Genomic DNA, 12342 nt, shown 5'->3' with positions numbered 1-12342 from the left:
CAGGAGGTACGCGCCGAGCGGGTGCAGGACGGCCCCGGTGACCGCGCGGACCTGGCGCAGTCGTGCGGCCCAGTCGGTGTCGCAGGCGACGACGCCGGCGAGGACGTCGCCGTGCCCGCCGATGCTCTTGGTGGCGCTGTGCAGGACGAGGGTCGCGCCGTGCCGGGCGGGCCGCTGGAGCACGGGGGTGGCGACGGTGTTGTCGACGAGCAGGGGCACGTCGCCGGCGGCGCGGGCGAGGGCGGCGATGTCGACCAGGTCGAGGGTGGGGTTGGCCGGGGTCTCGGCGATCACGAGGGCGGTGTCGGGGCGGACGGCGGCGGCGACCTCGTCGGCTCGGGCCCAGGTCACGGTGGTGCCGAGCAGGCCGGTGGCGAGGACGTGGTCGGTGCCGCCGTAGAGGGGGCGGACGGCGACGACGTGCCGCTTCCCGTCGCGGGTGGCGGCGAGCAGGGTGGCGGTGAGGGCGGCCATGCCGCTGGCGAAGGCGACCGCCTCGGCGGTGTCCTCCAGCGTGGCGAGCGCCGTCTCGAAGCGGGCCACGGTGGGGTTCCAGAGCCGCTGGTAGACGGCGCTGCTGCCGGGCGGGAGGGTGCCGCCGGTGGCGAGGGTCTCGTACGCGTCGCCGCCGGCGTCGACCGAGGGCAGCGGGTTGGTGGTGGAGAGGTCGATCGGCGGCACGTGGACGCCGAGGGCGGCGAGGTCGTCGCGGCCGGCGTGCACGGCTCGGGTGTCCACGGTCGTCATGACGGAAGGATCGAACATCCGGGGAAATGGGGGCAAGGGACCGGAAGAAGATTCTGAGAATGGCGTGGATGTCGTGGAAGATTCGGTGGAGGATGCTCGCATGCCCCTCGTAGCGAATGATGTGCGGCCGTTTGAGGCCCTCGACGACACCGACCGCGCGATCCTGGCGGAGTTGGCCGTGGACGGCCGCCTGCCGAACAACGCCCTCGCCGAGCGGGTGGGGGTGGCGCCGTCGACCTGCCTGGCGCGGACACGGGCGCTGCGCGAGTGCGGCGCGATCCGGGGGTTCCACGCGGAGGTGGACCCGGCCGCGCTGGGCCTGCCGTTGCAGGCGCTGGTGTCGGTGCGGTTGACCGCGCACGAGCGGGCGGCGGTGGACGCGTTCCGGGCCCGGTCGGTGCGCCTGCCGGGGGTGGTGTCGGTGTTCCACGTGGCCGGGGCGGAGGACTACGTGCTGCATGTGCGGGCGGCCTCGTCGGTGGCGCTGCGCGACTTCGTGCTCGACCACCTCGCGGTGGACCCGGCGGTGCAGCACACGCAGACGAGCCTGATCTTCGAACAGGCCCGCGGCGTGGGCTGAACGCACGCGGAGCGAGGGCGGGAGCGTGGGTTGCGGCACGATCCGGAACAATCCCGGCGGGCAGTGGGTTGGGGTGACGTGTGATCGACGTACCCCTGTCTGTTCTTGATCTTGCGCCGGTCGCGGCCGGCGCGTCCGCCGGTGCGGCCCTGCGGCACACCACCGAGCTGGCCCGGCGCACCGAGGAGCTGGGCTACCACCGGTTCTGGGTGGCCGAGCACCACAACATGCCGGCGATCGCCTCGTCCGCGCCGGCGGTGCTGCTCGCGCACCTGGCCGCGCACACGAGCACCATCCGGCTGGGCTCCGGCGGCGTGATGCTGCCCAACCACGCCCCGCTGGTGGTGGCCGAGCAGTTCGGGACCCTCGAGGCGCTGCACCCGGGCCGGATCGACCTGGGGATCGGGCGCGCGCCCGGCACCGACCAGGTGACCGCGCTGGCACTGCGCCGGACGATGGAGGGGCTGTCGGCCGAGGGGTTCCCCCGGGAGCTGGCGGACCTGATGAACTACTTCAGCGGCGACGAGCCGGGGCAGATCACGGCCACGCCGGGTCGCGGCCAGCAGCCGGCGGTCTGGCTGCTCGGCTCCAGCGGGTTCAGTGCCCAACTGGCCGGCCTGCTCGGGCTGCCGTTCTCCTTCGCGCACCACTTCAGCGCGCAGAACACGCTGCCCGCGCTGGCGCTGTACCGGCAGAGCTTCCGGCCGTCGCGCTGGCTGGACGAGCCGTACGCGATGGTCGCGGTCAACGCGGTGTGTGCGGAGACCGACGAGCGGGCCGAGTGGCTGGCCGGCCCGGCGGCGCTGTCGTTCCTGCGGCTGCGCTCCGGGCGGCCGGAGCCGTTGGCCTCGCCCGAGGACGCGGCGGCCTACCCGTACACGGAGATGGAGCGCGAGTTCGTGGCGCAGCGCCGGGAGGGGCAGGCGACCGGGTCGCCGGAGACCGTGGCCCGGCAGCTCGGTGACCTGCTGGCGCGTACCGGCGCGGACGAGCTGATGCTCACCACGCTCGTGTACGACCTGGAGGACCGGGTGCGCTCGTTCGAGCTGATCGCCGAGAAGGTGGCGGGTGGCCTGCGCCGGACGGTCTGAAACACGATCTTCACGTTGGTGTCACCCTGCCGACCCGGACGGCGCATAGCTTTGTATCCGGTGGTGGTACGGCATTCCCGGTCGGGACGGGTCGGGGATGCCGCGGTGTGGCGCACCGGGCCGGAGCTGTGCGGATTCCGCGGCTGCGGCCCGGTGCCTCACCGTAGGCGCCCCCTACCGGGAGACGCCAGGGTCTCCGCTCAGCGGAGGTGGATGCGCGGCGTGGGCGCGGCGGCCATTCCGGCACCGATGAAGAACCCCGGGTGCGGGGGCTGGTTGTAGGCGGTGTTCTGCCAGGCGACCGCCACCCGGTACTGCGGATCGTGCATCAGGGTGTGGATCCGCGTGGTGGTCGGCGTCGGGGTGCTGTAGATCCGCAGGGCCCGGCTGTCGCTGGTCCGCCACACGACCTCCTCCCGCCAGTCGCCGAGGATGTCCGCCGACAGCGCCGGGGTGGACTTGGTGCCGTTGCCGGACGCGACCCCGCTGCCGGTGAGCAGGCGGGTGTCGCCGGCGGTGCCGTACTTGTCGATCCGGGTGCCGTCGAGCAGTTCCCGGACCGGGTCACCGTCCCACCAGGTGAGGAAGTTGGACGACGAGGGGTTGCGACCGAGGTTCGCGCCGCTGGTGCTGTACAGGTTGCCCATCTGGTTGCCCGCGCCCCAGAACTCGGCGCCGGGGCTGCCGGCCCAGATGTCGGCGGCCACACCCCGGCCGGGTCCCTCGGTGCCGCCGTTGTTCGGCCGCTGCCAGATCACCTGTCCGGTCCGGGCGTCGTGCACGTCGGCGGCGGGTTGGTTGCCGGACTCGTGGATGGTGAAGACCTCCAGCCCGGTACGGCCCGGGATCAGGTCGCCCACGTGCAGGGCGTCACCGTGGCCGAAGCCGGTGGCGTACAGGAGCCGGCCGGTGTCGTCGATGGTGGCCGAGCCGTACACGATCTCCTGCCGGCCGTCGGCGTCGACGTCGGCGACGGAGAGGCTGTGGTTGCCCTGGCCGGCGGGGGCGCCGTTGCCCGAGGCGTTGGAGTCGAACGTCCACCGCCTGCGCAGGGTGCCGTCGCGGAAGTCCCAGGCGGCGATCACCGCGCGGGTGTAGTAGCCGCGCGCCATGATCAGGCTGGGGCGCTGCCCGTCGAGGTAGGCGGTGCCGGCGAGGAACCGGTCGACACGGTTGCCGTAGCCGTCCCCCCAGGAGGAGACGGTCCCCCGTGGAGGGTCGTAGCCGACGGTGGACAGGGCGGCGCCGGTGCGGCCGTCGAACATCGTCAGGTACTCGGGGCCGGCGAGGACGTAGCCAGAGGAGTTGCGGTGGTCGGCCGAGGAACTGCCGATCACCTGGCCGGTGCCGGAGCGGGTGCCGTCGGCGGTCTTCATGGCCACCTCGGCGTCGCCGTCGCCGTCGTAGTCGTACACCTGGAACTGGGTGTAGTGGGCGCCGGCGCGGATGTTGCGGCCGAGGTCGATCCGCCACAGCCGGGTGCCGGTCAGGGTGTACGCGTCGACGAGGACGGTGCCGGTGTAGCCGCTCTGCGAGTTGTCCTTGGCGTTCGACGGCTCCCACTTGAGGACGAACTCGTACCGGCCGTCGCCGTCGAGGTCACCGACGCTGGCGTCGTTGGCGGTGTACGTGTACGCCTCGCCGCTCGGCGTGGTGCCGCCGGGCGGCACCTGGAGCGGCACGTCGAGGTAGCCGGCCGGGAACGGGAGCGCGGGCGCCGAGGCGGCCTGTTCCGCGCCGCCCACCACGGCCCGCACGGTGTACGCGGCGCCGCTCGCCGCGCCGCCGTCGAGGTAGCTGGTGGCGCCGGTGAGGGGACTGGCGTTGACCTTCGTGGAGCCCCGGTAGAGGTTGAAGGAGACACCGGTGGTCTCGGTGCCGAGCAGGCGCCAGGAGACCAGGTTGCCGTCGCCGGACCGGACGCTGACGAGGCCCCGGTCGAGGTCCTCCATCTGGACACTGCCCGGCGGTGGGGTGGTCGGCGGGGGCGTGGTCGGTGGCGGGGTCGTCGGGGGCGGGGTCGTGGGTGGGGGCGCGGTGGTCGGGCCGCCGGTGGGCACCGTGCCGGTGCAGGCGGTGCCGTTGAGCGCGAAGCCGGCCGGCGCCGGATTGCTGGCGCCGGTCCAGGAGCCGTTGAAGCCGAACGACGTACTGCCGTTGGTGGGGATCGCGGCGTTGTAGCCGACGTCGCGCGCGGTCACCTGTGCGCCGGACTGGGTGACGGTGGCGTTCCAGGCCTGGGTGACCTGCTGGCCGGCGGCCCAGGACCAGGTCACCGTCCAGCCGCTGACCGGATCGCCGAGGTTGGTGACGGTGACGGTGGCGCCGAAACCGCCCTGCCACTGGTTGGTGACCTGGTAGTCGACGCGGCAGCCGGCGGCAGCCGCCGAGGCCGCCACCGTGGCGACCGCGCCGGCGGTGAGGGTCGCCGCCGTTGCTGCGGCGAGCAGCGCGAGGCGACGCGGGGAGACGGACATGGGTGTCCTCCGCAGGAGGTGGGGACGCGCGGCGACCCGGGGTCGTCCGGCCTGCCCGGGCCGGCGGAGGGGCGTACCGCGCTGACGGCGGTGATGGTCCGACGCGCGTGGTCAGCGTCGGCGAAGCAGGCTCCGCGCCCCTCGGATGCTAAGGCAAGCGCTTTCTCGACACAATGCGCCCAGCCCCACGGCTTGCCTCGCGGCCCGTTTGTTGATCGACTCGTCGTCGTGGCCGAGCACATGACCCCCGAGGAGTTCCGCCGCGCGGGGTACGCCGTGGTGGACTGGATCGCCGACTACTGGACGACGCTCGGGCAGCGCCCGGTGACGTCGCCGGAGCCGCCCGGCGCGCTGGCCGCCGACCTGCCGGCCGGCCCGCCGGAGCGGGGCGAGCCCGTCGACGCCGTGCTCGCCGACCTGGACGCGCTGATCACGCCGCGGCTGACCCACTGGCAGCATCCCGGCTTCTTCGGCTACTTCCCCGCCAACACCTCCGGCCCGAGCGTGCTCGGCGACCTGGTCAGCTCCGGGCTCGGCGTGCAGGGCATGCTCTGGGCCACCGGCCCGGCCTGCACCGAGCTGGAGACGGCGATGCTGGACTGGCTCGCCGACCTGATGGACCTCCCGGAGCGGTTCCGCTCCACCTCCTCCGGCGGCGGCGTCATCCAGGACTCCGCCTCCTCGGCGACGCTGGTGGCCACCCTCGCCGCGCTGCACCGGGCCGGCGGGGGCCGCTGGCGGGAGGTCGGGATCGACCGGCGGTACCGGGCGTACACCTCCGTCCACGGGCACTCCTCGATCGACAAGGCGGTCCGGATCGCCGGTCTGGGCACCGACGGCGTACGGCCGATCGGGGTGGACCCGGAGACCCAGGCGATGCGACCGGAGGCGCTGCGCGCGGCCATCGAGGCCGACCGGGCCAGCGGGGACGTCCCCGCGATCGTGGTCGCCACGATCGGCACCACCTCCACCACCGCCGTCGACCCGCTGCCGGAGATCGGGCGGATCTGTGCCGAGTACGGGGTCTGGCTGCACGTCGACGCCGCGTACGCGGGGGCGGCGGCGGTCTGCCCGGAGCTGCGCTGGTCGCACGCGGGAGTCGAGTACGCCGACTCGTACTGCTTCGATCCGCACAAGTGGCTGCTGACCGGCTTCGACTGCGACGCGTTCTGGGTGGCCGACCGGGGTGAGCTGATCGAGGCGCTGACGGTGCTGCCGGAGTTCCTGCGCAACGCCGCCAGCGAGTCCGGCGCGGTGATCGACTACCGGGACTGGCAGGTGCCGCTGGGCCGCCGGTTCCGGGCGTTGAAGCTGTGGTTCGTGCTGCGCTGGTACGGCGTCGAGGGGCTGCGCGCGCACGTCCGCTCCGGGGTGGCGCTCGCGGCGCGCTTCGCCGACCGGGTCCGCGCCGACGACCGGTTCGAACTGGCCGCGCCGCACCCGTTCTCGCTGGTGTGCTTTCGGCTGCGCGCTGACGACGCGGCCAACGCGGACCTGCTGGCCCGGGTGAACGCGACCGGCCGGGTGCACCTGACGCACACCCGGGTCGACGGCCGGTACACGCTGCGCCTGGCGGTCGGCTCCCCCCAAACAACCGCAACCCATATCGACGAGGCCTGGCACCTACTCAGCACCCTCTAGACCCACCCCACCCCACCCCACCCCCGCCCCCGGCCCCCCACCCACCAGACCCCGTTGATCAAGAGGTTTGCGTCACCACGGAGCCTTCCGCTGACGCAAACCTCTTGATCAACCCGGAGGGGGTGGGGTGCGGACAGCGGGGCGGGTCAGTGGTCCGTGACGCCGGCTGTGGCGGGGGTGCGGTCGCCGGTGGTGTCGAGCGTGGTGGTGGGCTCGGCCAGGGCGGTCGCGGCGATGGCGCGGGCCCGGCGGGTGCGGCGCAGTGCCCGTACGGCGAGGGTCAGGGCGACGACCCAGCCGGCGGCCAGCAGCACGTAGACGACCGGCGGGACGGCGCCGCCCAGGTCGGCGGAGCGCATCAGGACCCGGGCGTTGGTCAGCACGATGACGCCGCCGATCGCGGCGCCGAGCAGTTGCGCGGGGACGATCCGGACCAGCCAGGCAGCCACCGGCGCGGCGATCAGGCCGCCGACGAGCAGCGCCCCCACCATCGGCAGCAGGAAGCCCTCCGAGCCGAGACCGATGAGGAAACCGACGCTGGCCGCCCCCGCGACGAGGAACTCGGAGGTGTCCACCGAGCCGATCACCCGGCGAGGCTCCATCCGGCCGCTGACCAGCAGCGCCGGGGTGGCGACCGGACCCCATCCGCCACCGCCGGTGGCGTCGATGAAGCCGGCGACCAGACCCAGCGGGCCGAGGAAGCGCGAGCGCAGCCGGCCACCGCGCCGGTCGGTGCGCAACGGCCGGGAGAAACGCACCAGCAGGTACGCCCCGAGGGTGAACAGGATGCCGGCCATCCACGGCGCGGCGGCGGCGGTGGAGATCGAGCTGAGGAACGTGGCGCCGGCGAACGCGCCGAGCGCGCCGGGAACGGCGATGCGGCTGACGACGCGCCAGTCGACGTTGCCGAACCGCCAGTGCGCCACACCGGCGGCGAGCGTGGTGCCCATCTCGGCGAGGTGCACCGAGGCGGAGGCCGCCGCCGGGGCGACCCCGACGAGGAGGAGCAGTGTGGACGACGTCAACCCGTACGCCATGCCCAGCGCACCGTCGACCAGCTGCGCGGCGAGGCCGACCAGCGCGAGGACCAGCAGCTTGCGCACGGGCGCCCCCTGACTTTTAGGTATCTCCTATCGACTTGGTCGACAATGCGGGAAAGAGCGCTCCGGGTCAAGTGGCTGTTCGGTCGATGGGACGGCACCTGCGTCCGGCCGGACCGTTTCTGCCGTCGCGCCGTCGCGCCGGCGACCGGCGACCGGCGACCGGCGACCGGCGCGTGGATCAGGTCCAGGCGCCGGGATCGGCGACCAGTTCCGTCACGCGCGGAGGCAGCGTGCCCGCCACCACGTCGGCGACGGTGACGAGGTCGAGGATCTGGCGCTCGCTGGCCCGCAGGGCGATCCAGACGTCCTGGAGGGCCCGCGCCGCCCCCTGGTAGCCCAACTGTTCGGGCCGCTGACCCCGGACGTGCGCCAGCGGTCCGTCGATCACCCGGATCACCTCGGCGAGGGAGATCTCCTCCGCCGGCCGGGCCAGCCAGTAGCCGCCTTCGGGACCGCGCTGGGCTTGCACGACGCCGCCCCGGCGCAGTTGCAGCAGGATGCTCTCCAGGAACTTCGGCGGGATCTCCTGCGCCCGCGCGATCTGCTCGGCGGTCACCGGCCGGCCGCGCCCGGGGCCGGCGCCACCGGTCACCGAGGCCAACTCGGCGACCGCTCGGAGGGCGTAGTCGACCCGGGCGGAGAGGCGCATGCCGGACAGGCTAGCCCCCTGACCGCTCCGCCCGGCCGATCACCCCTCGGCCGGTCGGCCACGATGGGGTGCCGTCCGGCTCAGGCGCCGACGCGGCGCAGCAGTCCCTCCTGCACGGCGGTGGCGATGTGCCGACCGTCGGTGGTGAACATCCGGCCGGTGGCCAGCCCTCGCGCGCCGGAGGCGGACGGGCTCCAGCAGTCGTAGAGGAACCACTCGTCGGCGCGGAACGACCGGTGGAACCACAGCGCGTGGTCGAGGCTCGCGCCGACCACGCCGCCGGGGCCCCAGACCTCGCCGTGCACGGAGAGCACCGAGTCGAGCAGGGTCAGGTCGGAGGCGTACGCCAGGGCGCAGGCGTGCAGCAGCGGATCGTCCGGGAGCTTCCCGTCGATGCGCATCCAGACCCTCTGGTGCGGGTCGGCGGGGCGGTCGCCGGGGCGTACCCAGCCGGGCTCGCCGATGTAGCGGACGTCGATCGGGCGGGGGATCTGCCCCCAGATGCCGAGCCGCTCCGGGTACCGGGCGAGCCGGTCGGCCATGGTCGGGACCTCGTCCGGCCCGGGCACGTCCGGCGGGGTGGGCGCGTGGTGGTCCAGCCCCTCCTCGACACGCTGGAACGACGCCGACATGAAGAAGATCGGCTTGTCGTGCTGGAGCGCCACCGCGCGGCGGACCGAGAAGGAACGACCGTCGCGGATGTTCTCCACCTGGTACTCGATCGGTTCGACCGGGTCGCCGGGGCGCACGAAGTAGCCGTGCAGGGAGTGCACGAAGCGCTCCTGGTCGACGGTGCGGCCGGCGGCGACCAGGGCCTGGCCGGCGACCTGGCCGCCGTACACCCGCTGCGGCCCGACCGGCGGGCTCATGCCCCGGAAGGACATGTCGCCGGTCGGCTCCAGGTCGAGGACCTCCAGGAGCTGGTCGACCGCGGCCTGGCCCGTCGCGGCCCGACCGCCGGTCACTGGAGCGCCCGCGCCGAGGCCGCGTCCACCAGCGAACCCAGCTGGTGTACGCGCAGCGTGTTGGTGGAGCCGGGGGTGCCGGGCGGGCTGCCCGCGACGATGACCACGTAGTCGCCGGGGTTGGCCCGGTTGAGACCGAGCAGCGCCTCGTCGACCTGCCGGAACATGTCGTCGGTGTGCTCCACGAACGGCATGTGGAAGGTCTCCACGCCCCACGACAGCGCGAGCTGGTTGCGGACCTCCGGCACCGGGGTGAAGGCGAGCAGCGGCAGGTCGCAGTGCAGTCGGGACAGCCGTCGGACGGTGTCGCCGGTCTGCGAGAAGGCGACCAGGGCCTTCGCGCCGATGGCCCGGGCGATCGAGGAGGCGGCGACGGTCAGCGCGCCACCGTGCGTACGCGGGTCGTGCTGGAGCCGGGGCACACCGATCGAGCCGGACTCGGTGGTGGTGACGATCTTCGCCATGGTGCTGACGGTGAGCACCGGGTACTTGCCGACGCTGGTCTCGCCGGAGAGCATCACCGCGTCCGCGCCGTCGAGCACGGCGTTGGCCACGTCGGAGGCCTCGGCGCGGGTCGGCCGCGAGTTCTCGATCATCGAGTCGAGCATCTGGGTGGCCACGATGACCGGCTTGGCGTTCTCGCGGCACAGCTGCACGGCCCGCTTCTGTACCAGCGGCACCTGGTCCAGCGGAAGCTCCACGCCGAGATCGCCCCGGGCGACCATGACCCCGTCGAAGGCGAGCACGATCGCCTCCAGGTGGTCCACCGCCTCGGGCTTCTCCACCTTGGCGAGGACCGGGCGGTGCACGCCCTCCTCCGCCATGATCGTGTGGACGAGCTTGATGTCCTCGGCGGACCGGACGAAGGACAGCGCGACGAGGTCGACCCCGAGACCGAGGGCGAAGCGCAGGTCCTCGGCGTCCTTGTCGGACATGGCGGGAACGCTGACGGCCACGTTGGGCAGCGAGACGCCCTTGTTGTTGGAGACCGGGCCGCCCTCGGTGACCAGGCAGCGGATGTCGTTGCCGGTGACGTCGGTGACCTCCACGGCGACCCGACCGTCGTCGATCAGCAGGCGGTCGCCGGGCTTCACCTCCTGGGGCAGCTTCCGGTAGGTGCAGGAGACGCGGTCCCGGGTGCCGAGGACCTCGTCGCCGGTGATCACCACCGAGTCGCCCGTACGCCACTCGTGCGGGCCGTCGGCGAAACGCCCGAGCCGGATCTTCGGGCCCTGCAGGTCGGCGAGGACGGCCACCGGCCGGCCGGACGCGTCGGCGGCCTCGCGGACGAGGCGGTAGACAGCCTCGTGGTCGGCGTGGTCGCCGTGGCTGAAGTTGAGCCTCGCCACGTTCATGCCGGCCTCGACGAGGCCGCGGATGCGCTCGGGCGACGAGGTGGCGGGGCCGAGGGTGCAGACGATCTTCGCGCGGCGTGTCACGCCCATCAGGCTAGTCTCTCCTTCGGGCCGGACTGCGGGCCGACCCCCTCGCGGACTGCGAACGTTTGTCCAACGACGCGCGAACGCGCGTGACCGGCGGCGGCAGATCCGCACGGGACGTTGTGACGGCGGGCATCGGCGACCGCGCGCCGGGAATCGTACCGTCCGGTGTCAGCAGTCTCCGAGGGCGTCCGTGCCCGGCGAGCGCGCGACCGGCGGATTCCCACCGTGACCGGTCAGGTCTGCGCCCGGACGAGGGGGAACTCCAGGGAGCCGGCCGGGCAGAGGAAGGTCATCACGTCGACCTTGTAGAGGCCGGCCTGCACGGCGGGGTCGGCCTCCATCACGCTGCGGACGTCGTCGACGGAGCCGGTGCGGGCCAGCCCGAACCCCAGGGGCGGGTCCGGCTCGCGGGCCGGGCCGTCGACGGCACCGTCGACCAGGATGATCCCCCGCCGTTGGAGGGCCTGCATGTGCGCGAGGTGCTCGGCCTGGAGCCGCTGGACCGTCTCCGCCGGCAGCGCCCGCCCGGACGGCCCGGGGTAGAGCACGATGCACTCGTACGTGTCGAGCGCGAAGTCGACCTGTGGCGTTCCCGACATGGACGCTCCCTCCCGGCGGTCGCGCCGCCGGACGGCCGACCCGGGGTCGGCGCCGACCGGGCCGGAGCGGCCCGTGACGAGCGGCGTGGGCACAGCGTCCCACGGCCCGGGCCCCGGCACGGCCGCTCCGCCCAACTCCGCGCCGATGTCCGCCGGGTTGGCACCCGGCTGATCCGTTTCGGCCGGGCCACCGCCGGATCAGGCAAGATCGAAGACGGTCGTGGAGCGGCCCGCGCTGGTACTTTCCGTCTGATGGCTGATCGCGCGGCGCCGAGCGGAGGGCCCGGGGTGACCGACCGCCCCTTCCCGGTCACGCCGGCCGACGACGCCGTCTGGCGCCAGGTGCTCGCCGACGGCGGGGAGACCGGTGCGCGGATCGACGCCCGGGACTGGTCGACCACCCCGCTGGGTCCGCTGGGCGACTGGCCGCAGAGCCTGCGGACGGCCCTGACCCTCTGCCTCCACTCCCCCGCCCCCATGCTGCTGTGGTGGGGTGAGCAGCGGGTGGTGCTGCACAACGACGCGTACGCTCGCCTGCTCGCCGCGTCCGGGGCCGACGCCCTCGGCCGGCCCGGCGGGCAGGTGTGGCCGGAGCGGTGGGACACCCTCGGCCCTCTGCTCGACGGCGTGCTGGCCGGGAAACCGACCACCGCGGAGGGGCCCGCACTCCCGGCCGGCGACGACGGGCGGTCCGCGGTGACCTGCTCGTACGTCCCGGTGATCGACGAGTCGGGGCGGCCGGGCGGTGTGCTCACCCAGGTTGTCGCCGTCTCGGCCGCGGACGGCCCGGACCCGACGGCGTCGGTCACGGCGGTGGCCCGGGACGGCGGCGACCGGCAGCGGGTGCTGCGGCAGGCGGAGGCGTTGTCCCGGCTGGCCGGCGGGCTGAGCACCGCGCAGGACCGTCCGGCGATCGTCGAGGTGGTGCTGCGTACCGTCCCGGCGGTCTTCGACGGCGCCACCGCGCGGGTCGCCGCGTTGAACTTCCAGCTCACCTGGGCGGTCGTCGGTGTGCTGAGCTGGGTGCTCACCCTGATCACCTGCGGCC

At 73.7% G+C, this 12342-nt stretch carries 11 protein-coding genes; 4 read left to right on the top strand and 7 right to left on the bottom strand.

The features are described from left to right. Positions 1-765 (bottom strand): aminotransferase class I/II-fold pyridoxal phosphate-dependent enzyme (locus AB0I76_RS12100; RefSeq protein WP_357033726.1); only part of this gene is annotated, 765 nt, incomplete at its 3' end. 82 nt (positions 766-847) lie between these two features. Here AB0I76_RS12100 and AB0I76_RS12095 point away from each other — a divergent pair. Beyond that, the gene (locus AB0I76_RS12095; protein WP_357033724.1) at positions 848-1327 is read left to right on the top strand and encodes an Lrp/AsnC family transcriptional regulator; all 480 of its coding nucleotides are present in this window, start codon (positions 848-850) and stop codon (positions 1325-1327) included. Positions 1328-1407: 80 nt separating this feature from the next. After that, the gene (locus AB0I76_RS12090; protein ID WP_357033722.1) at positions 1408-2418 is read left to right on the top strand and encodes an LLM class flavin-dependent oxidoreductase; all 1011 of its coding nucleotides are present in this window, start codon (positions 1408-1410) and stop codon (positions 2416-2418) included. Positions 2419-2618: 200 nt separating this feature from the next. Here AB0I76_RS12090 and AB0I76_RS12085 read toward each other — a convergent pair whose 3' ends face one another. Beyond that, on the bottom strand, positions 2619-4895 hold the full coding sequence (locus tag AB0I76_RS12085; RefSeq protein ID WP_357033720.1) for a cellulose binding domain-containing protein: 2277 nt from the start codon (positions 4893-4895) through the stop codon (positions 2619-2621). 228 nt (positions 4896-5123) lie between these two features. On the opposite strand from AB0I76_RS12085, the gene AB0I76_RS12080 reads away from it, so the two are divergent. Beyond that, positions 5124-6536 carry a pyridoxal-dependent decarboxylase gene (locus tag AB0I76_RS12080; protein ID WP_357033718.1) on the top strand — a complete coding sequence of 471 codons (1413 nt, stop codon included), beginning with the start codon at positions 5124-5126 and terminating at the stop codon, positions 6534-6536. A gap of 146 nt (positions 6537-6682) precedes the next feature. Here the strand turns inward: AB0I76_RS12080 and AB0I76_RS12075 are convergent, their stop codons facing one another. The 5 genes from AB0I76_RS12075 to AB0I76_RS12055 all read right to left on the bottom strand — a co-directional run bounded on the left by AB0I76_RS12075 (position 6683) and on the right by AB0I76_RS12055 (position 11294). Beyond that, entirely contained in the window at positions 6683-7639 is a 957-nt protein-coding gene (locus tag AB0I76_RS12075) for a sulfite exporter TauE/SafE family protein (RefSeq protein ID WP_357033716.1), read from the bottom strand. A gap of 178 nt (positions 7640-7817) precedes the next feature. Next, positions 7818-8288, bottom strand: a complete 471-nt coding sequence (locus tag AB0I76_RS12070; RefSeq protein ID WP_357033714.1) for an Rrf2 family transcriptional regulator — start codon at positions 8286-8288, stop codon at positions 7818-7820. 80 nt (positions 8289-8368) lie between these two features. Next, on the bottom strand, positions 8369-9253 hold the full coding sequence (locus tag AB0I76_RS12065; protein ID WP_357033712.1) for an acyl-CoA thioesterase II: 885 nt from the start codon (positions 9251-9253) through the stop codon (positions 8369-8371). Next, complete coding sequence (pyk, locus tag AB0I76_RS12060; RefSeq protein ID WP_357033710.1) at positions 9250-10698, bottom strand: pyruvate kinase; 1449 nt, start codon at positions 10696-10698, stop codon at positions 9250-9252. Before pyk ends, AB0I76_RS12065 begins: the two co-directional genes overlap by 4 nt. Before the next feature lie 230 nt (positions 10699-10928). Next, positions 10929-11294 (bottom strand): YciI family protein, encoded by a 366-nt coding sequence (locus tag AB0I76_RS12055; protein WP_357033708.1) that lies wholly within the window; start codon positions 11292-11294, stop codon positions 10929-10931. A gap of 252 nt (positions 11295-11546) precedes the next feature. Between AB0I76_RS12055 and AB0I76_RS12050 the strand changes: the two genes are divergently transcribed. Further along, positions 11547-12342: PAS domain-containing protein (locus tag AB0I76_RS12050; protein WP_357033706.1), on the top strand; the 796-nt coding region annotated here is incomplete at its 3' end.

The sequence above is a fragment of the Micromonospora sp. NPDC049799 genome (genome assembly GCF_040656655.1).
Taxonomy (GTDB): Bacteria; Actinomycetota; Actinomycetes; order Mycobacteriales; family Micromonosporaceae; genus Micromonospora.
This window is presented reverse-complemented; position numbering and strand designations above follow the sequence as displayed.